General features: G+C 66.8%; 24 protein-coding genes. 1 reads left to right on the forward strand and 23 read right to left on the reverse strand.

Features of this window, described 5'->3' with window-relative positions; all coding sequences use genetic code 11:
* Window positions 1–65 precede the first annotated feature (65 nt).
* From RQG77_RS10290 to RQG77_RS10310, 5 genes are all read right to left on the reverse strand, one after another.
* A complete protein-coding gene (locus RQG77_RS10290) occupies window positions 66–1,676 on the reverse strand; it encodes an SLC13 family permease (RefSeq protein ID WP_311244639.1) in 1,611 nt (536 codons plus the stop codon).
* Window positions 1,673–2,332, reverse strand: a complete 660-nt coding sequence (locus RQG77_RS10295) for a response regulator transcription factor (protein ID WP_194765352.1) — start codon at window positions 2,330–2,332, stop codon at window positions 1,673–1,675. Before RQG77_RS10295 ends, RQG77_RS10290 begins: the two co-directional genes overlap by 4 nt.
* A 1-nt stretch (window position 2,333) precedes the next feature.
* Window positions 2,334–3,950 (reverse strand): ATP-binding protein, encoded by a 1,617-nt coding sequence (locus RQG77_RS10300; protein WP_311244640.1) that lies wholly within the window; start codon window positions 3,948–3,950, stop codon window positions 2,334–2,336.
* The gene (locus RQG77_RS10305; RefSeq protein WP_311244641.1) at window positions 3,916–4,203 is read right to left on the reverse strand and encodes a hypothetical protein; all 288 of its coding nucleotides are present in this window, start codon (window positions 4,201–4,203) and stop codon (window positions 3,916–3,918) included. Before RQG77_RS10305 ends, RQG77_RS10300 begins: the two co-directional genes overlap by 35 nt.
* A 125-nt stretch (window positions 4,204–4,328) precedes the next feature.
* A complete protein-coding gene (locus tag RQG77_RS10310; RefSeq protein ID WP_311244642.1) occupies window positions 4,329–5,129 on the reverse strand; it encodes a sulfite exporter TauE/SafE family protein in 801 nt (266 codons plus the stop codon).
* Between the two features lie 130 nt (window positions 5,130–5,259).
* Between RQG77_RS10310 and RQG77_RS10315 the strand changes: the two genes are divergently transcribed.
* Window positions 5,260–6,831, forward strand: a complete 1,572-nt coding sequence (locus RQG77_RS10315; RefSeq protein ID WP_311244643.1) for an AMP-binding protein — start codon at window positions 5,260–5,262, stop codon at window positions 6,829–6,831.
* 86 nt (window positions 6,832–6,917) lie between these two features.
* On the opposite strand, the gene rplQ is transcribed toward RQG77_RS10315, so the two are convergent.
* From rplQ to rplX, 18 genes are all read right to left on the reverse strand, one after another.
* On the reverse strand, window positions 6,918–7,463 hold the full coding sequence (gene rplQ, locus RQG77_RS10320; RefSeq protein WP_056514152.1) for a 50S ribosomal protein L17: 546 nt from the start codon (window positions 7,461–7,463) through the stop codon (window positions 6,918–6,920).
* A 63-nt stretch (window positions 7,464–7,526) separates the two neighbouring features.
* On the reverse strand, window positions 7,527–8,516 hold the full coding sequence (locus RQG77_RS10325; protein WP_017829188.1) for a DNA-directed RNA polymerase subunit alpha: 990 nt from the start codon (window positions 8,514–8,516) through the stop codon (window positions 7,527–7,529).
* A 134-nt stretch (window positions 8,517–8,650) separates the two neighbouring features.
* Entirely contained in the window at window positions 8,651–9,049 is a 399-nt protein-coding gene (gene rpsK / locus RQG77_RS10330) for a 30S ribosomal protein S11 (RefSeq protein ID WP_045253826.1), read from the reverse strand.
* A gap of 32 nt (window positions 9,050–9,081) precedes the next feature.
* Window positions 9,082–9,456 (reverse strand): 30S ribosomal protein S13, encoded by a 375-nt coding sequence (rpsM, locus tag RQG77_RS10335; RefSeq protein WP_045253827.1) that lies wholly within the window; start codon window positions 9,454–9,456, stop codon window positions 9,082–9,084.
* A gap of 155 nt (window positions 9,457–9,611) precedes the next feature.
* Window positions 9,612–9,728, reverse strand: a complete 117-nt coding sequence (rpmJ, locus tag RQG77_RS10340) for a 50S ribosomal protein L36 (RefSeq protein ID WP_005050492.1) — start codon at window positions 9,726–9,728, stop codon at window positions 9,612–9,614.
* Window positions 9,729–9,792: 64 nt separating this feature from the next.
* Window positions 9,793–10,014 carry a translation initiation factor IF-1 gene (gene infA, locus RQG77_RS10345; RefSeq protein WP_017201569.1) on the reverse strand — a complete coding sequence of 74 codons (222 nt, stop codon included), beginning with the start codon at window positions 10,012–10,014 and terminating at the stop codon, window positions 9,793–9,795.
* 180 nt (window positions 10,015–10,194) lie between these two features.
* On the reverse strand, window positions 10,195–10,854 hold the full coding sequence (locus tag RQG77_RS10350; protein WP_056312856.1) for a thioredoxin domain-containing protein: 660 nt from the start codon (window positions 10,852–10,854) through the stop codon (window positions 10,195–10,197).
* Window positions 10,855–11,009: 155 nt separating this feature from the next.
* A complete protein-coding gene (gene map, locus RQG77_RS10355) occupies window positions 11,010–11,858 on the reverse strand; it encodes a type I methionyl aminopeptidase (protein WP_311244644.1) in 849 nt (282 codons plus the stop codon).
* A 10-nt stretch (window positions 11,859–11,868) separates the two neighbouring features.
* The gene (locus RQG77_RS10360; RefSeq protein WP_311244645.1) at window positions 11,869–12,465 is read right to left on the reverse strand and encodes an adenylate kinase; all 597 of its coding nucleotides are present in this window, start codon (window positions 12,463–12,465) and stop codon (window positions 11,869–11,871) included.
* Window positions 12,462–13,784 (reverse strand): preprotein translocase subunit SecY, encoded by a 1,323-nt coding sequence (gene secY / locus RQG77_RS10365; RefSeq protein ID WP_056514161.1) that lies wholly within the window; start codon window positions 13,782–13,784, stop codon window positions 12,462–12,464. Before secY ends, RQG77_RS10360 begins: the two co-directional genes overlap by 4 nt.
* Before the next feature lie 102 nt (window positions 13,785–13,886).
* Window positions 13,887–14,513, reverse strand: a complete 627-nt coding sequence (rplO, locus tag RQG77_RS10370; protein ID WP_311244646.1) for a 50S ribosomal protein L15 — start codon at window positions 14,511–14,513, stop codon at window positions 13,887–13,889.
* Window positions 14,513–14,698: a 50S ribosomal protein L30 gene (gene rpmD, locus RQG77_RS10375; RefSeq protein WP_042538783.1), complete on the reverse strand. Its 186-nt coding sequence runs from the start codon at window positions 14,696–14,698 to the stop codon at window positions 14,513–14,515. Before rpmD ends, rplO begins: the two co-directional genes overlap by 1 nt.
* Window positions 14,698–15,396, reverse strand: a complete 699-nt coding sequence (rpsE, locus tag RQG77_RS10380; protein ID WP_056514163.1) for a 30S ribosomal protein S5 — start codon at window positions 15,394–15,396, stop codon at window positions 14,698–14,700. Before rpsE ends, rpmD begins: the two co-directional genes overlap by 1 nt.
* Window positions 15,393–15,752, reverse strand: a complete 360-nt coding sequence (rplR, locus tag RQG77_RS10385) for a 50S ribosomal protein L18 (protein ID WP_029260926.1) — start codon at window positions 15,750–15,752, stop codon at window positions 15,393–15,395. Before rplR ends, rpsE begins: the two co-directional genes overlap by 4 nt.
* A gap of 2 nt (window positions 15,753–15,754) precedes the next feature.
* Window positions 15,755–16,291, reverse strand: a complete 537-nt coding sequence (gene rplF, locus RQG77_RS10390; protein ID WP_056514166.1) for a 50S ribosomal protein L6 — start codon at window positions 16,289–16,291, stop codon at window positions 15,755–15,757.
* Between the two features lie 6 nt (window positions 16,292–16,297).
* A complete protein-coding gene (rpsH, locus tag RQG77_RS10395; protein ID WP_045253835.1) occupies window positions 16,298–16,696 on the reverse strand; it encodes a 30S ribosomal protein S8 in 399 nt (132 codons plus the stop codon).
* 120 nt (window positions 16,697–16,816) lie between these two features.
* Entirely contained in the window at window positions 16,817–17,407 is a 591-nt protein-coding gene (gene rplE, locus RQG77_RS10400; protein ID WP_210098739.1) for a 50S ribosomal protein L5, read from the reverse strand.
* Window positions 17,407–17,766 (reverse strand): 50S ribosomal protein L24, encoded by a 360-nt coding sequence (rplX, locus tag RQG77_RS10405; RefSeq protein WP_056514171.1) that lies wholly within the window; start codon window positions 17,764–17,766, stop codon window positions 17,407–17,409. The genes rplE and rplX overlap by 1 nt, the downstream gene beginning before the upstream one ends.
* Between the last annotated feature and the right edge of the window lies 1 nt (window position 17,767).

Consider the following 17,767-nt stretch of genomic DNA (forward strand, 5'->3'; position numbering starts at 1 on the left):
CGACGATCACCGCTGCACCGGCGGTGCACGCGGAACGGGGTGTGACGGGGAGTCTGGAACGGGGGTCAGCGCAGGAGCGGCAGACCCATCGCGGGCCAGATCCAGAGGGCGAAGACGGCGACGAGCACGAACATCGCCGGGGCGAGCAGCACCGAGAGCCGTCGCAGATCCTTCGGGGTGAAGCCGTGCGGCACGACGTCGGGATCGGCGAACATCGCGACCGGCTTGGCCGAACTCGGAAGCGTGTGACAGAACCCGGCAGCGGCGGTCGATGCGAAGGCCGCTGCCATCGGATCGACTCCCAGTGCGGGAGCGAGGGAGATCACGACGGGGATGATCGCCGCCGAGCGCGCGGACCGCGACGGGATGAGCAGGTGGGCGGCGGTCGACACCGCGATGACCACCAGCACGAACACCACGGCGCTCGCGGCGCCGAGACCGCTGAGCGGTGCGAGCGCCGTCGTGCTCAACCAGGTCGCCGCACCGGTGCTGGTGAGCGCGGATGCGAGGGCGAGCGTCGCCGACAGGAAGAGGAGGAGCGACCACGGCACGCGTTTGACGGCGGAGGGGAATGTCGTGCAGCCGATACCCGGCGTCACGGCGGCGACAGCGCCCAGCAGCGCGACCAGCGCCGGGGTGAGGTGGTGCACGGGCTCGGTCGCCCAGAGCACGATCACGGCTCCGAGCAGGATCGCCGCCCGACGCTCGATGGAGCTGAGCGGGCCGGTCACGCCGGTCGTGGCGGAGCGCGCGATGTCGGCGGGGGTCACGCGCAGCGGTGTCGTCCGGTCGGCACGACGGGTGAAGCGCCACAGGATGATCTCGCACGCCGCGTGCGACGACACGACAGCGAGCGGAAGGCCGAGCCACAGCCATCCGAGGAAGCTGAATCCCGGCTCACCAGCCGCACGCAGCAGCTGATCGGTGATGATGTGCGCTCCCGCGCCGAGCAGGGATCCGACCGCCGACAGCAGCACCACCGTCGGCATCAGCAGAGCGAGTGCCCTGACGACGCGCTCGCGCCCGGGCAGGATGTCGGCGACCGCGGTGAACACCGGCACGGCGAGCGCCGCGCGCCCCGATGTGGCGGGCACGGCGAAGGCGGTGATCATGAGCGCCACCGTGGTCAGATGGAACAGGCTGCGCGGTCCGCGTGCGAAGCGCAGCAGGTGCGCGGCGCCGCGCAGAGCGAGCCCCGATGACGAGACGCCCGCCGCGATCACGAACGCTCCGATGAGAAGCCAGATCGTCTCGTCTCCGAGTGACGCGAAGAACGTGGTCGCGGGGAGGATGCCGGTGACGATCAGCGCGACGGCGGCGAGGAATGCGACGAGCGTGTCGTCGAGCGCCGTGGCGGCCCACGCCCACACCGCGAGCAGGAACATCGTGATCGTCACCGCGATCGGCAGAGTCATGCCTCCGGTGCCGGTCGGGGTGGAGCCGACGATCGCCATCGCGACGCCGGCGACCAGGATCGCCGCGGCGATCACGAGACGGATCACGGTGCTGCGTCGGGGAACGATCCGCCGACGGCCGGGCCGAGGAGGGCGATCCGTCGGGGTGCGAGGCGAACGGGCCTGTGGGGCAGTCCACCGCGCGGTGGAGCGCTGCGGCGGCACGGTCGCGAAGCGCGCGCGCTCGGCGACGGGAGGGATGCTGTCGACAGAGGTGTTCATCGGAATCGGTACCCTGCCCCGCGTACCGTCTCGATGCGGTCGGCACCGATCTTGCCGCGCAGAGCACGGACGTACACGTCGACGACGTTCGAGGCGGGATCGAAGTCCATGCCCCACACGTGCCCAATCAGCTGGTCGCGGGACAGCACCTGGCCGGCGTTCTCGAGGAACACCTCGAGCAGCGAGAACTCCCGAGAGGTGAGCTCGCGCATCGCACCGGCGACGGTGACGCTGCGGGCGCGCACATCGACCCGCACGTCGCCGTGCGACAGCACCGGACCCGTGGAACGCCCCTCGCCGTCTCCGATGCGCAGTCGCACCCGGGCGACGAGCTCGGCGAACTGGAACGGCTTGGTGACGTAGTCGTTGGCGCCGCTCTCGAGTCCGCGCACCGTGTCGATGACGGAATCGCGGGCGGTGAGGATGATCACGGGGGTCGTGACGCCTTCGCCGCGAAGGTTCGCGAGCACGTCGAACCCGTCGATGCCACCGAGGCCGATGTCGAGCAGCACGAGATCGAAGGCCCCGCTGCGGGCCATCAGCAGCGCGGTGTGGCCGTCGGCCGCCTCGGCGGTGTCGTAGCCGGCGGACCGCAGGCCGCGGCGCACGAACGACGTGATGTGCGGGTCGTCTTCGGCTATCAGGATGCTGCGCATGTCAGGCCTTCCTCTCTGCGGTGCCTGCGACCGCGTCGGACGGAGCGGGGATGTCGAGGCCGAACGTGGCGCCCTCGCCCAGCACGCTGTCGACCCAGGCGGATCCGCCGTGTCCGTCGGCGATGGCGCGCACGATCGCGAGGCCGAGCCCCGAGCCTCGGCGCACACCGGCACTGTCGCCCCGGGCGAAACGCTCGAAGATGCGCTCGGCATCCGCGGCCGCGACCCCGGGGCCGGTGTCTCGCACCCAGACGCGGAGTCGGCGATCCGCGCCGCCGCCGTCGAATCGCGACCCGAGCTCGATACGATCGCCGGGTTCGGTCACCTGCATCGCGTTCGCGGCGAGCTGCAGCGCTGCCTGGGTCACGCGCTGAGGGTCGAGGGCGGTGGGCCCCTCGGCGATCTCCATGAGCTGCCAGCGCCGATCGCCCAGTGCCTGCGCCTTGGCCTCGATGTCGAGGGTGAGGGTCGAGACCTCGCAGTTCGCGATGCGCACGAAGTCGGGCTGCTCGGCCCGCGCGAGCACCAGCAGGTCGGTGACGATGCGGCTCATGCGGTCGAGCTCTCCGCTCACGAGCCGCAGGGTCTCGGCGCGCTCCTCGGGGTCTTCGCTGAGCAGCTCGAGCTGCCCGCGGACGATGGTGATCGGTGTGCGCAGCTCGTGTCCGGCGTCGTCGACGAACCGTTGCTGCGTCGCGTGCACGGTCTCGAGCCTGTCGAGCATCCCGTTGAAGGTCGCGGCGACGGCAGCGATGTCGTCGGTGCCCTCGACGGGCACCCGCGCCGTCAGATCATGCTCGCTGATGTCACGGGCGACCCGGTACACCTCCCGCACCGGGGCGAGGATCTGACCTGCGACCAGCCACGCGACGCCCGAGCTGAGCAGCAGACCGATCAGGGCGACCCACGCGATCGTCGTGAATGCGGCATCCACCTGATCGCGGGCGTCCTGCGTGTACTGCACGATCAGGACGGAGCCCTGCTGCTCTCCGGCGGTGAAATCGAGTCGTCCCCACCGCAGCGGCCCCGATTCGGATGACTCCGTCGCACCCGAGCGCGCATCGTCGGCGAGCAGCGCTGCGACGAGGGCTTCGCCGCCGGGAACCCCGGAAAAGTCGACGTCGCCGTCACCTGTCGCACGACCTCCGGTGTCCGACGCCGCGGAGTCTGGGGCGCCCGTGCGGCCGCTCGCGATCGCGATCGGCGCCCCGTCGACGGCGGTGACCACCACCTCGTCCTCGTGGACCGACTGCCGAGCCAGGTACTCGCTGAGCAGCGCCGTGGCCGACGAGTATCCGCCGGCCGCCGCGTCTTCGGCGAACCGGGTGAACTCCGCCGCCTCCTGCTCGATCTCGGTGTTGGCCGTCTGCTCGACGCTCGCGAGGAAGATGCTGCGCCCCATCAGTCCGACCGCGACCAGGGTGATGAGGGTGCTGAGGATGATCCACAGTGTGATGCGCCAGCGTGCGGGCAGCGTGCGCGGTCGCAGGGTGCGCAGCGGCTCGCCTCCGCTGCGCGGTGCCGGACGATCGATCTGCCGTGGGGCAGGCGAATCGATGACGTCGATCGGCAGCGTCGGAGCGTCAGTCATCATCGCCGCCGTTGTCGTCTCCGTCATCGTCTCCATCGTCGTCCTGAGGTTGCGGAGCCGGAGCCGGAGCAGGGGCCGGTGCGGGGGCCGGGGCCGGAGCAGGCGCCGATGTGGTCGGCACCGGAGCCGGAGCGGGCTTCGGAGCCAGCTCCACCACCACCGGCTTGGACGGCATCTGCGGCGACGGCGGCATCTGCGCAAGGGCGATGCTCCCGGCGGCGAAGATCACCGGAATGGCGATCAGCGCGCTCGGGATCAGGAGGCGTCGTACGTCGGTCATGACTTCATGATGCCGGTTGATGATGACGTCATGATGAGTCTGAGATGAAGATCGCTTCATCTGAGCGGGACAGTCGGTCGCAGGGGCCGAGCGCCATGCGATCGGCCGGGGTGCGAACTGCCCGGTCAGTCCTTCTTCGCGCGCCCTTTGATCGCCTTCATCGCCATCTGCACCGCGATCACCACCAGGTATGCCGCGAAGAGCATGTTGCCCACCAGCGGGTCGATCAGGGTCGCGAGCCAGGCGCCGAGTGCGGTGGTCGTGCAGGCGGAGACTCCGACGATCGCCGCAGCGAGAAGGTCGACGTTGCGGTTGCGGAGGTTGCCGATCGTGCCCGAGATCGCGGTGGGGATCATCATGAGCAGCGATGTGCCCTTGGCCACGAGGTCGCTCGTGCCGAAGGCGAGCATGAGCACGGGCACCACGATCACGCCCCCGCCGACACCGATCAGGCCGGCGAGGATGCCTGTGCCGACACCGACCGCGAGCAGAGCGAGCCCGTTGAGCAGCTGCAGCTCGAACTCGGCATCACGCGAGGGAACGACCAGGAACAGACTCACGATCACGACCACGAGGAAGCCCACGAAGAACCAGCGCAGCACGGTCTGCGAGATCTTCGGCAGCAGTCGGGTGCCGATCTGCGCACCGACGACCGCGCCGGCGGCGAGGATGAGCGCGGGGACCCAGGCCACCGACCCGTTGATCGCGTACGAGATGACGCCGACCGTCGCCGTCGGGACGATCGCCGCGAGGGAGGTGCCGGCACCGAGTCGCTGGTTGAAGTGCAGGAAGAGCACGAGGAGCGGGACGATGACCGTGCCCCCGCCGACGCCGAAGAGCCCCGAGAGGAGGCCCGCGATCAGGCCGATCCCGATGAATGCCGTATAGGCGCGAGGCCCTCTGCTCAGGGTCTCTGCATCAGTCACCGGTTCAGCCTACTCCCGGCTCTCCGATGGCATCGACGGTTCCCGCACCCCCCTGGGACTCGGTGCCTCGGTATGCGACACTGGATCGCATCAGACGGCGTCTTCGCCTCACCGGATCGAAGGAGATCTCATGGTGCGCAGTTCCTATCCCGATGTCGAGATCCCTGCGATCTCGATCCACGAGTTCCTGTTCGGCGATGTCGAGGAGGAACGGCTCGACGCAGTCGCGATCGTCGACGGTGTCAGCGGCGCGACGACGACCTATCGTCAACTGATCGGTCAGATCGACTTGTTCGCCGGGGCCCTCGCCGCGCGTGGCGTCGGTGTCGGCACCAAGGTCGGAGTCCTGTGCCCTAACGTCCCCGCGTTCGCCACGGTGTTCCACGGCATCCTGCGCGCGGGAGCGACGGCGACGACCATCAACTCCCTCTACACCCCCGAGGAGATCGCCAACCAGCTGACGGATGCCGAGGCCACCTGGCTCGTCACCGTCTCCCCACTTCTCCCCGGTGCGAAGGCCGCCGCAGCGGCCCTCGGCTTCGAGGACGACCACGTGATCGTCCTCGACGGCGCCGAGGGCCACCCGTCTCTGCCTGCGCTGCTCGGTGAAGGCCACTCCGCACCCGAGGTATCGTTCGACCCGGCGACTCACCTGGCCGTGCTCCCCTACTCGTCCGGCACGACCGGGCGCCCCAAGGGTGTCATGCTCACTCACCGCAACCTGATCGCGAATGTGAGCCAGTGCCGCTCGACGATCTCGCTCGGCGACGACGACCGCGTGCTCGCCGTGCTGCCCTTCTTCCACATCTACGGCATGACCGTCCTGCTGAACTTCGCGCTGCGGCAGCGCGCCGCGCTGGTCACCATGCCGAAGTTCGACCTCGCCGAGTTCCTCCGCGTCGTACAGGAGCACCGCACGAGCTGGGTCTTCATCGCCCCACCGATCGCCGTCGCCCTGGCGAAGCATCCGCTGGTCGATCAGTACGACACCTCAGCGGTCAAGGTGATCTTCTCGGGCGCCGCTCCTCTCGACGGCGCCCTCGCATCCGCCGTCGAGAACCGCCTCGGATGCACCGTCTGCCAGGGCTACGGGATGACCGAGACGAGCCCCGTCACGCACGCGATCCCCTACGACCGCGCGGACATCGACCGGTCGTCGGTCGGCATGCTGCTGGCGAACACCGAGGCGAGGCTGGTCGCAGAGGACGGCAGCGACATCGAGGAGCCCGCCGCGGGCGCCAGCGCTCCAGGTGAGTTGCTGATCCGCGGCCCCCAGGTCATGAAGGGCTATCTGAACAGGCCGGATGCCACGGCCGAGATGCTCGACTCCGACGGCTGGCTGCACACCGGCGACGTCGCGACGGTCACGCATGACGGGATCTTCCGCATCGTCGATCGTCTCAAGGAGCTCATCAAGTACAAGGGGTACCAGGTGGCTCCCGCCGTGCTCGAGGCGGTGCTGCTCGAGCATCCGTCCATCGCCGACGCCGCCGTGATCGGTGCCCTCGACGACGACGGCCAGGAGGTGCCGAAGGCGTTCGTGGTACTGCAGTCGGGGGCGCAGCTCGACGCGGATGCGGTGATGGCGCACGTCGCCGCGCATGTCGCCCCGCACGAGAAGGTGCGCCAGGTCGAGTTCATCGAGGCGATCCCGAAGTCCGCGTCAGGCAAGATCCTCCGCAAGGATCTGCGCGTGCGCTGATCGAGTTCGCCGGGCGCGACGCCCCGACGACGAAGAAGCCCGCCGTCCCTTTCGGGGCGGCGGGCTTCTTCATGCGAGCGAGATGCTTACTCGGACTTCTTCTCGACAGCGTCCTCGGCGGCAGCCTCGGCCGCCTCACCCTCGGCCTGCGACTCGGCACCGGCGTCGGCGGACTCCTCGACGGGAGCCTCCTCCTCGACCGGAGCCTCCTCGACGACCTCAGCCGGCTTCTCAGCCTTGGCGGCCTTCTTGGTGGACTTCGCCTTGGGGGTGACGGGCTCGAGAACGAGCTCGATCACTGCCATGGGCGCGTTGTCGCCCTTGCGGTTGCCGACCTTCGTGATGCGGGTGTAGCCACCCTCACGGTCGGCGACCAGCGGTGCGATCTCGGCGAACAGCGTGTGCACGACAGCCTTGTCACCGATGACCGAGAGAACGCGACGACGAGCGTGCAGGTCTCCGCGCTTGGCGAAGGTGATCAGGCGCTCGGCGAGCGGACGCAGGCGCTTGGCCTTGGTCTCGGTCGTCTTGATCGACTTGTGGGTGTACAGAGCCGCTGCGAGGTTGGCAAGCAGCAGGCGCTCGTGTGCGGGGCCGCCTCCGAGGCGGGGACCCTTGGTGGGCTTGGGCATATCTAACTCCTGGTCAGGAAAGGTCGGGTCAGCTGGCCTCTGCCAGATGACAATCCGGGTGGGTCAGAAGGACTCGTCTTCGCTGCCGCCGTAGAAGTGGGCGCCGTCGAAACCGGGCACCGAATCCTTGAGCGACAGACCGAGCGAGATGAGCTTGTCGCGCACCTCGTCGACCGACTTCTGGCCGAAATTGCGGATGTTCATGAGCTGCGTCTCCGAGAGGGCGACGAGCTCCGAAACAGTGTTGATGCCCTCACGCTTCAGGCAGTTGTAAGAGCGGACCGAGAGGTCGAGGTCCTCGATCGGCATCGACAGCTCGCTGGAGTTCACTGCCTCCACCGGCGCCGGGCCGATCTCGATGCCCTCAGCCTCGACGTTCAGCTCGCGGGCGAGACCGAACAGCTCGGTGAGCGTCTTCGCAGCCGAAGCGACCGCGTCGCGGGGGCTGATCGCGGACTTGGTCTCGACGTCGAGGACGAGCTTGTCGAAGTCGGTGCGCTCACCGGCACGGGTGGCGTCGACGCGGTAGCTGACCTTGAGGACCGGCGAGTAGATCGAGTCGATCGGAATCTGACCGGCCTCTGCGTACTCGTTGCGGTTCTGGGTAGCCGAGACGTAGCCACGGCCGCGCTCGATCGTGAGCTCCAGCTCGAACTTCGCGGTCTCGTTGAGAGTCGCGATGACGAGCTCGGGGTTCTGGATCTCGACACCGGCCGGAGCCGAGATGTCAGCGGCGGTCACTTCGCCCGAACCGGTCTTGCGCAGGTACGCCGTGATCGGCTCGTCGCGCTCCGACGAGACCACGAGCTGCTTGATGTTGAGGATGATCTCGGTGACATCCTCCTTCACGCCGGGGATGGTGCTGAACTCGTGCAGCACGCCGTCGATGCGAACGCTGGTGACCGCGGCACCGGGGATCGACGACAGCAGGCTGCGACGAAGCGCGTTGCCGATCGTGTATCCGAAGCCGGGCTCCAGAGGCTCGATGATGAACCGGCTCCGGTTCTCGACGATCTTTTCCTCGGTCAGTGTGGGACGCTGTGCAATGAGCACTCTGTGTTCCTTTCGATCACATGCCCGCTATATGACATGTGGTGGGGTGAGGTCTTGAGTTTTTGTGAGTCGATGCCCGCTGGCGGGCGTCGAGCCGCTCGGGCCCTGAGGCACGAGCGGCTCGACGAGCCGGATCAGACGCGGCGACGCTTCGGCGGGCGGCAGCCGTTGTGCGCCTGCGGCGTGACGTCCTGGATCGAACCGACCTCGAGGCCGGCGGCCGTCAGCGAACGGATCGCGGTCTCGCGACCCGAGCCCGGTCCCTTGACGAAGACGTCGACCTTCTTGACGCCGTGCTCCTGCGCCTGGCGGGCGGCCGACTCGGCAGCCATGCCAGCGGCGTAAGGCGTCGACTTGCGCGAGCCCTTGAAGCCCACGCCACCCGACGATGCCCAGCTGATGACAGCGCCGGACGGGTCGGTGATCGAGACGATCGTGTTGTTGAACGTCGACTTGATGTGGGCGTGGCCCAGTGCGATGTTCTTCTTTTCCTTGCGGCGCGGCTTGCGCGCGGCGGCCTTGGGTGCAGCCATGAAAGTGTTCTCCTAGTCCCTGGGGGCCGCGCTTAGCGGGCCTTCTTCTTGCCTGCGACGGTGCGCTTCGGGCCCTTGCGGGTACGGGCGTTGGTCTTGGTGCGCTGACCACGGACCGGGAGGCCACGACGGTGGCGGATGCCCTCGTAGGAGCCGATCTCGACCTTGCGGCGGATGTCTGCGGCGACCTCGCGGCGCAGGTCACCCTCCACCTTGTAGGTACCTTCGATGTGGTCGCGGAGGGCGATCAGCTGGTCATCGCTGAGGTCCTTCACGCGGATGCTCTCGTCGATGTCCGTCGCCTTGAGGATCTCGACCGAGCGGGTACGGCCGACGCCGTAGATGTAGGTAAGGGCGATCACCACGCGCTTGTCGCGCGGGATGTCAACGCCGGCAAGACGTGCCATGCGGTTCTCCTGAGTTTGGTAGAGGTGTGGAGCAGGATCGGTGCCCGGGCCTCTGTCCCGAGGTGTCCCCCACTCGCGTGGGTTCTGATCCTGCCGTTGTGTGTATTGAGTTGTGAGTCAGATCCGAAGAGTCCGCCGGCGTGGCCGACGGGCGCTCAACCCTGGCGCTGCTTGTGGCGCGGGTTGCTCTTGCAGATCACCATGACGCGGCCGTGACGACGGATCACCTTGCAGTGATCGCAGATGGGCTTGACGCTGGGGTTGACCTTCATGATGTTTCCTGTTCGCTGTCTTCGTACCGCCCCGAGCTGGGGCAGGCCGTTACTTCTCGACCGATCAGCGGTAGCGGTAGACGATACGGCCGCGGGTGAGGTCGTAGGGGCTGAGCTCCACGACGACGCGGTCCTCGGGGATGATGCGGATGTAGTTCTGCCGCATCTTGCCTGAGATCGTTGCCAGGACCTTGTGTCCGTTAGAGAGCTCAACGCGGAACATCGCGTTGGGCAGAGCCTCGGAGATCACGCCCTCGATCTCGATGACACCGTCTTTCTTAGCCATAGCCTCGCTGACGCTTCTGCAGACCGGTCGATCTGCGGTGGGTGGTTGGATTGCGATACCTGTGCCGATTCAGACACGCCGAATCAAGGCGCAAGGCACCAAGGATCTATGTTATCCGACAACGGGAGTTCCGGCAACCTGAGCAGGATGCCGGAACTCCCGTCGATGGACGTGAATGGATCAGCCGAGGATCTTGGCGAACTCGGTCGCGATCTCACTGTTGTCGATACGCGTGCCGTTGACCTCGACGGTCGGGGTACCGGTGATCTCGTGGGCCTTCGTCTGCGAGTCGGCGAACTTCGTGTACGTGCCGTCAGCGATGCAGTCGGCGGCGGCTCCCGCGCCCGCCTGCTCGGCGAGGGCACTGAGCTCCGCGACGCTGAGTCCGGCGGAGTTCTCCTCCGGCTGGTTCGTGAAGAGCAGGTTGAAGTAGTCCAGCGTCGCGTCAGGCGCCTCGGCTGCGACGCAGTACATGGACCCTGCCGACAGCGACGAGTACTGGCCGGTCGTCGAGTACCGGTTGAGGATCGAGACCGGGTGGATGTTCAGCGTGATCTGGTTGTCGGCCGCCGCCGCCTGCAGCTGCTCGCCGTACGCATCCTCGAACTGGCCGCACACCGGGCACATGAAATCGACGTACGTGTCGATCTCGTCCTCACCCGTACCGAACGAGATGGCACCGGTCTCCTCGTTCACGATCGAGCTCTGCGGCGCGGTGCCGGGAGAGGTGGCCTGGTTGTTGAGGAACACGACGACGAAGGCGAGGACGGCCAGCACGACCACCACTGCCGCCGAGACGCCGATCACGAACCAGTTGGTGTTGCCTTTCGCGGCTGCCATGGTTTTCCGTTTCTGTCGAGGCCCACTCGCGGCGGACCCGGCCTGAAGTCTTCGGGTGCATGCGCACCCATACACCTATTGTGCCCGGAGAAACCTATGTGCGCGTTGTGACGACGCTCTGGACAGCGGCGGCGTCGGGTGCAGCTCGTGTCGGGTCAGGCGATCGGCGTCGGCGTCACGCCGAACGGTGCCAGGCCCGCCGCTCCCCCGTCGACCGCCGTGAGCACCCAGATGCCACCCTCGTGCAGGGCGACACTGTGCTCCCAGTGCGAGCCGTCGGTGCCGTCGACCGTCGAGACGGTCCAGTCGTCGTCCTCGACGAACGTCTCGTCGCCGCCGGCGGTGACCATCGGCTCGATGGCGAGCACGAGACCGGCCTTGACCTCGGCGCCGGGGTCGGGCGTGCGGTAGTTGAAGACGCTCGGCGCCTCGTGCATCTTGCGGCCGATGCCGTGACCCACGTATTCACGGAGGATGCCGTAGGTCTCACCGGAGACCGCTGACGGGCCCTGTGCCTCGATGTAGCCCTGAATGGCTGCCCCGATGTTCCCCAGGTGCGAGGCGGACGCCATGGCGGCGATCCCGGCCCACATCGACCCCTCGGTCACCCGGGAGAGCTCCTCACGCTGGGCGACCAGCTCGGGGCGGCTGTCATCCGGGACGACGACGGTGATCGCGCTGTCACCGTTCCAGCCCTGGAACTGAGCACCGCAGTCGATCGAGACGATGTCGCCCGCCTGCAGCACACGCTCGCCGGGGATGCCGTGCACGACCTCCTCGTTGACCGAGATGCAGGTCGTGTGGCGGTAGCCGCGCACGAGCTGGAAGTTCGACTCCGCGCCGCGAGCCAGGATCACCCTGTTCGCCTCGGCGTCGAGCTCGAGCGTCGTGACGCCGGGCCGGATCAGCGGACGCACTGCTTCGAGGGCCGCTGCCGTGATAAGGCCGGGTTCGACCATCGCGCGCAGCTGCGCGGCGCTCTTGTAGATCGACTTGCGGAACATCGTGCGCAGATCAGGCCGCGAGACGCAGACCGCGCGCGGTCAGCGCCGCGAAGACGCGCTCGGTGATCTCGTCGAGGCTGCCGACGCCGTCGATGCGGTCGACGATGCCCCGCGGGCCGTAGACCTCGAGGATCGGAGCCGTCTCGTGCTCGTAGATGTCCAGGCGATGCGCGATGGCCTCGTCGGTGTCATCCGATCGCCCCTGCTCCGCAGCGCGGAGCCTGAGACGCTCGATGCTCTCCTCGCGAGGCACGTCGAGCAGGATGACGGCGTCGAGGGAATCGCCTCGCTCCGCGAGGAACGCGTCGAGGTGAGCCACCTGAGCCGAGTTGCGCGGGTATCCGTCGAGCAGGAAGCCGTTCGCGGCGTCATCCTGCGACAGGCGATCGCGGACGATCTCACTCGTCAGCTCGTCGGGCACCAGGTCGCCTCGGTCGAGGACAGCCGTGACCTGCTGGCCGAGCGGCGTGCCCTCTTTGATGTTCGCCCGGAAGATGTCGCCGGTGGAGACGACCGGGATGCCGTAGGACTCGGCGATGCGGACACCCTGGGTGCCCTTGCCGGATCCCTGCGGTCCGACGATGAGGAGACGAGCTGATCGAGTCATCGGAGGAGCCCTTCGTAGTGACGCTGCTGCAGCTGCGCATCGATCTGCTTGACCGTCTCGAGACCGACACCCACGATGATGAGGATCGATGCGCCACCGAACGGGAAGTTCTGGTTGGCGCCGACGGTGGCGAGAGCGATCAGCGGAATGAGCGCGATCAGGCCGAGGTAGATCGAGCCGGGAAGCGTGATGCGCGTGAGCACGTAGTCGAGGTACTCGGCGGTCGGCCGCCCGGCACGGATGCCGGGGATGAACCCGCCGTACTTCTTCATGTTGTCGGCGACCTCGACGGGGTTGAACGTGATCGCGACATAGAAGTACGTGAACCCGATGATCAGCAGGAAGTACGCGGCCATGTAGACCGGGTGGTTTCCCGTGGTGAAGTTCGCGCTGATCCACGTGACCCATGCGGCGGGCTCGGAGCCATCCTGCGGGGTGTTGAACTGGGCGATAAGCGCCGGGATGTAAAGCAGCGACGAGGCGAAGATCACAGGGATCACACCTGCCATGTTCACCTTGATCGGGATGTAGGTGTTCGTGCCGCCGTAGGTGCGGCGTCCGACCATGCGCTTGGCGTACTGCACCGGGATGCGACGCTGCGACTGCTCGACGAACACGACGAGGCCCATCACGATGATTCCGACGAGCAGCACCAGGAGGAAGACCTCGAAGCCCTTGCTCTCCCAGATGAGCCACATGGCGCCGGGGAAGGTCGCGGCGATCGACGTGAAGATCAGCAGCGACATGCCGTTGCCGATGCCGCGCTCGGTGACGAGCTCGGCGAACCACATGATGAGGCCCGTACCGGCGGTCATCGCCATGATGATGAGCAGTTGCGCCCACCACACGTCGTTGGTGAGGAGGTTCTGGCAGGCTGCGACGTCGGTCGTGCCGAAGAGCTGACCACTGCGGGCGACCGTCACGAGGGTCGTCGACTGCAGCAGTGCCAGCGCGATCGTCAGGTAACGCGTGTACTGGGTGAGTCGAGCCTGACCGGCCTGACCCTCCTTGTGCAGCGCCTCGAAGTGAGGGATGACGACCCGGAGGAGCTGGGTGATGATCGTCGCGGTGATGTACGGCATGACGCCGAGCGCGAAGATCGAGAGCTGGAGGAGCGCGCCACCGGAGAAGAGGTTGACGAGCCCGAGGAGTCCCTCTGTGCCTGAGTTCAGAGCCAGGCACTCCTCGACGTTCGGGAAGTTCACGAACGGAGCAGGGACATTCGAGCCAAGCCGGTAGATGGCGACGATGGCGAGGGTGAAACCGATCTTCCGACGCAGGTCGGGCGTGCGGAAGATCCGCGCGATGGCGCTAAACAAGGACGTCCTCCTGAAAAGGTTGCCGATCCCCGAGGGACGGCTGAAAGAACAGGCTAACCCATAAGAGGGGCCGGAGAATCTCCGACCCCTCTCATGAAGTGGTTACTTGACGGATCCGCCGGCCGCCACGATCTTCTGCTCGGCAGAACCCGAGACCTTGTCGACCGCGACGGTGAGCTTCACGGCGATGTCGCCGTTTCCGAGAACCTTGACCTTTTCGTTCTTGCGAACGGCACCCTTGGCGACCAGGTCGCTGATGGTGACGTCGCCACCCTTGGGGTACAGCTCCGCGAGCTTCTCCAGGTTCACGACCTGGTACTCCACGCGGAACGGGTTCTTGAACCCGCGCAGCTTCGGGGTGCGCATGTGCAGAGGCATCTGCCCACCCTCGAAGCCGACGCGAACGGTGTTGCGAGCCTTCGTACCCTTGGTACCGCGACCCGCGGTCTTGCCCTTGGAGCCCTCACCGCGACCGACACGGGTCTTCGCGGTGTTGGCTCCGGGGACCGGACGCAGGTGGTGCACCTTGAGCACGCCGGGGCGGGATGCCGGAGCATCCTTCTTCGGCGCAGCCTTCTTGGCTGCCGGCTTCTTGACGGCGTCGGCCTTGGCCGCGGTCGCCTTCGCCGGTGCCTTCTTGGCGGCGGGCTTCTTCTCGGCTGCGGCCTTGGGAGCGGCAGCCTTCTTCGGGGCCTTCTCAGCCTCGACGGCTTCGTTCTTCTCAGCCATTAGTCGATCTCCTCAACCTTGACGAGGTGGGCGACGGTCTTGACGTAACCGCGCGTCTGCGCGTCGTCGGGGCGAACGGTGCTGTCACCGATGCGCTTCAGACCGAGGCTGCGCAGCGTGTCACGCTGGTTCTGCTTCTCGCTCACCTTGGACTTGACCTGCGTGACCTTCAGGCGCGCAGCCATCAGGCACCTACCTTCTGTGCGGCGATGGCGTCAGCCTCCGCACGGACGAGACGCGCGGGTGCGACCTGGTCGAACTCGAGGCCACGACGTGCGGCGACCGCACGGGGCTCCTCGAGCTGCTTCAGAGCCGTCACCGTGGCGTGCACGATGTTGATCGTGTTCGACGAGCCGAGCGACTTCGACAGCACGTCGTGGATACCGGCGCACTCGAGCACGGCGCGGACGGGACCACCGGCGATGACACCGGTACCGGCAGCGGCCGGACGGAGCAGGACGACGCCTGCTGCTGCCTCACCCTGCACGGGGTGCGGGATGGTGCTTCCGACGCGCGGGACGCGGAAGAAGTTGCGCTTGGCCTCTTCGACACCCTTCGAGATCGCCAGAGGGACCTCGCGGGCCTTGCCGTAGCCGACGCCCACCAGACCGTTGCCGTCACCGACGACCACGAGAGCGGTGAAGCTGAAGCGACGACCACCCTTCACGACCTTCGAGACACGGTTGATGGTGACCACGCGCTCGAGGAACTGGTTGTCCCCACGGTCGCGGGAGTTGCGGTCACGGCCACCCTGGTTGCGGTCACCACGGCCACCGCCGCGGCGGTTGTCGCGCTGAGACGGCTCTGCCTGCGTGGTGCCGGCGGCAGTCTCGGAAGTGGCAGCTGCCGCTTCGGTCACTTCATTCTCCTTGTTGTCACTCACAGTGCCAGACCCCCTTCGCGGGCGCCGTCGGCGATGGCGGCGACACGACCTGCGTAGCGGTTGCCGCCACGGTCGAACACTGCCTCGGAAACGCCGGCAGCCTTCGCGCGCTCGGCGAGAAGCTCGCCGACCTTGCGGGCCTTGGCGGTCTTGTCACCCTCGAGCGAGCGCAGGTCGGTCTCGAGCGTCGATGCCGACGCGACGGTGTGACCCTTGCTGTCGTCGACAAGCTGCACGAAGACGTGGCGAGCCGAACGGTTGACGACGAGGCGCGGACGCACCTCGGTGCCGACGACCTTCTTGCGAAGGCGGGCGTGACGACGCGCGCGGGCGTCAGACTTTGACTTGAGAGCCATGGTTACTTACCACTCTTTCCGGCCTTGCGACGCACGACCTCGCCGGCGTAGCGCACGCCCTTGCCCTTGTACGGCTCGGGCTTGCGGATCTTGCGGATGTTCGCAGCTGCCTCGCCGACAGCCTGCTTGTCGATACCACTGACCGTGAGCTTGTTGTTGCCCTCGACCGTCAGCGTGATACCGGCGGGCGGGTCGATGAGGACCGGGTGCGAGAAGCCGAGGGCGAACTCGACCGAGCTGCCCTTCTGAGCCACGCGGTAACCGGTTCCGACAACCTCGAGACCCTTGGTGTAGCCCTGGGTCACGCCGATGATGTTGTTGTTGATGAGCGTGCGGGTCAGGCCGTGAAGCGACCGGGACTCGCGCTCGTCGTCGGGGCGGGTGACGAGAACCTGGTTCTCCTCGACCGCGACCTCGATGGGCTTTGCGACCGTCAGGGTGAGCTCACCCTTGGGGCCCTTCACCGCGACCTCACGGCCGTCGACCGAGATGGTCACGCCCGCGGGAACGTCGATGGGAAGTCGTCCAATACGCGACATTTTCGATTACCACACGTAGGCGAGAACTTCTCCGCCCACGCCCTTCTGCTCTGCCTGACGGTCGGTGAGAAGACCGGAGGAGGTGGACAGGATGGCCACGCCGAGGCCGCCGAGGACCCTGGGGAGCTCGGTGGACTTCGCGTACACACGGAGGCCGGGCTTCGACACGCGCTTGATGCCCGCGATCGACCGCTCACGGTTGGGGCCGTACTTCAGCTGCAGGGTGAGGTTCGAGCCGACGCGAGCGTCAGTCGTCTCCCATCCAGCGATGTAGCCCTCCTGCTGGAGGATCTCGGCGATGTGCGTCTTGAGCTTGCTCGACGGCAGGGTCACGGAATCGTGGTGCGCCGAGTTCGCGTTACGCAGACGGGTCAGCAGATCTGCGACCGGGTCTGTCATTGTCATTGTTGTTTTCCTTTGTTCATGAGGTTCCGGCTGCCGTTACACGACAGACGGCCTGCGATGACACGCAATCTTCAATTATAAGGGATCGGGCGAGGCGCTGTGCGCCCCGCCCGAAACCGCTTACGCCTTGGCGTCTTCCGTACGGAAGGGGAAGCCGAGGTGACGCAGAAGTGCGCGACCTTCGTCGTCCGTCTTCGCGGTGGTGACGACAGTGATGTCGAAACCGCGAACCCGGTCGATCTTGTCCTGATCGATCTCGTGGAACACGCTCTGCTCCTGGAGACCGAAGGTGTAGTTGCCGTTGCCGTCGAACTGCTTGGCCGACAGACCGCGGAAGTCGCGGATGCGGGGCAGAGCGAGCGAGACGAGGCGGTCCAGGAACTCCCACGCACGGTCACCACGGAGGGTGACATGTGCGCCGATGGCCTGGCCCTCGCGCAGCTTGAACTGCGCGATCGACTTGCGTGCCTTCGTGACGAGCGGCTTCTGACCGGTGATCTTGGTGAGATCGTCGATCGCGCCGTCGATCACCTTGCTGTCACGGGCCGCTTCACCGACACCGGTGTTAACGACGACCTTGACCAGACCGGGGATCTGCATCACGTTGGTGTAGCCGAACTCATCCTGCAGCTTCTGCTGGATCTCGGCCTTGTACTTCGCCTTCAGGCGGGGCTGGATCTTGCCAGCCACCGCAGCGTCGGTGGTTGCCATCAGAGGTCCTTACCTGACTTCTTCGCGTACCGCACACGGACGGTGCGCTTGACGCCGTCCTTGGTCTGCTCCTCGACCCGGTGGCCGACCTTGGTCGGCTTCTTGGTCGAAGGGTCGACGACTGCGACGTTCGAGATGTGGATGGAGGCCTCGACAGTCTCGAGGCCGCCCGTCTTGGTGCCACGCTGCGTCTGACCGACGCGCGTGTGCTTGGTGACGTAGTTCACGCCTTCGACGATGATGCGGTTCTTGTCGGCCAGGATCTCGAGGACCTTGCCCTGCTTGCCGCGATCTCCGCCACGCTCCTGCGTCGCTCCGGTGATGACCTGAACCAGGTCACCCTTCTTGATCTTCGCCATG

It is taken from the genome of Microbacterium sp. WCS2018Hpa-23 (genome assembly GCF_031843845.1).
In the GTDB taxonomy this organism is placed as follows: domain Bacteria; phylum Actinomycetota; class Actinomycetes; order Actinomycetales; family Microbacteriaceae; genus Microbacterium.

Bases quoted from the DNA above. Each gene is read 5' to 3' on its own strand.
- RQG77_RS10290 (WP_311244639.1), bottom strand. From the start codon at position 1,676: ATGAACACCTCTGTCGACAGCATCCCTCCCGTCGCCGAGCGCGCGCGC.
- RQG77_RS10295 (WP_194765352.1), bottom strand. From the start codon at position 2,332: ATGCGCAGCATCCTGATAGCCGAAGACGACCCGCACATCACGTCGTTC.
- RQG77_RS10300 (WP_311244640.1), bottom strand. From the start codon at position 3,950: ATGACGGAGACGACAACGGCGGCGATGATGACTGACGCTCCGACGCTG.
- RQG77_RS10305 (WP_311244641.1), bottom strand. From the start codon at position 4,203: ATGACCGACGTACGACGCCTCCTGATCCCGAGCGCGCTGATCGCCATT.
- RQG77_RS10315 (WP_311244643.1), top strand. From the start codon at position 5,260: ATGGTGCGCAGTTCCTATCCCGATGTCGAGATCCCTGCGATCTCGATC.
- rplQ (WP_056514152.1), bottom strand. From the start codon at position 7,463: ATGCCCAAGCCCACCAAGGGTCCCCGCCTCGGAGGCGGCCCCGCACAC.
- rpsK (WP_045253826.1), bottom strand. From the start codon at position 9,049: ATGGCTGCACCCAAGGCCGCCGCGCGCAAGCCGCGCCGCAAGGAAAAG.
- rpsM (WP_045253827.1), bottom strand. From the start codon at position 9,456: ATGGCACGTCTTGCCGGCGTTGACATCCCGCGCGACAAGCGCGTGGTG.
- rpmJ (WP_005050492.1), bottom strand. From the start codon at position 9,728: ATGAAGGTCAACCCCAGCGTCAAGCCCATCTGCGATCACTGCAAGGTG.
- infA (WP_017201569.1), bottom strand. From the start codon at position 10,014: ATGGCTAAGAAAGACGGTGTCATCGAGATCGAGGGCGTGATCTCCGAG.
- RQG77_RS10350 (WP_056312856.1), bottom strand. From the start codon at position 10,854: ATGGCAGCCGCGAAAGGCAACACCAACTGGTTCGTGATCGGCGTCTCG.
- map (WP_311244644.1), bottom strand. From the start codon at position 11,858: ATGTTCCGCAAGTCGATCTACAAGAGCGCCGCGCAGCTGCGCGCGATG.
- RQG77_RS10360 (WP_311244645.1), bottom strand. From the start codon at position 12,465: ATGACTCGATCAGCTCGTCTCCTCATCGTCGGACCGCAGGGATCCGGC.
- rplO (WP_311244646.1), bottom strand. From the start codon at position 14,513: ATGGCTGAGAAGAACGAAGCCGTCGAGGCTGAGAAGGCCCCGAAGAAG.
- rpmD (WP_042538783.1), bottom strand. From the start codon at position 14,698: ATGGCTGCGCGCCTGAAGGTCACGCAGGTCAAGTCCAAGGTGAGCGAG.
- rplR (WP_029260926.1), bottom strand. From the start codon at position 15,752: ATGGCTCTCAAGTCAAAGTCTGACGCCCGCGCGCGTCGTCACGCCCGC.
- rplF (WP_056514166.1), bottom strand. From the start codon at position 16,291: ATGTCGCGTATTGGACGACTTCCCATCGACGTTCCCGCGGGCGTGACC.
- rpsH (WP_045253835.1), bottom strand. From the start codon at position 16,696: ATGACAATGACAGACCCGGTCGCAGATCTGCTGACCCGTCTGCGTAAC.
- rplE (WP_210098739.1), bottom strand. From the start codon at position 17,407: ATGGCAACCACCGACGCTGCGGTGGCTGGCAAGATCCAGCCCCGCCTG.
- rplX (WP_056514171.1), bottom strand. From the start codon at position 17,766: ATGGCGAAGATCAAGAAGGGTGACCTGGTTCAGGTCATCACCGGAGCG.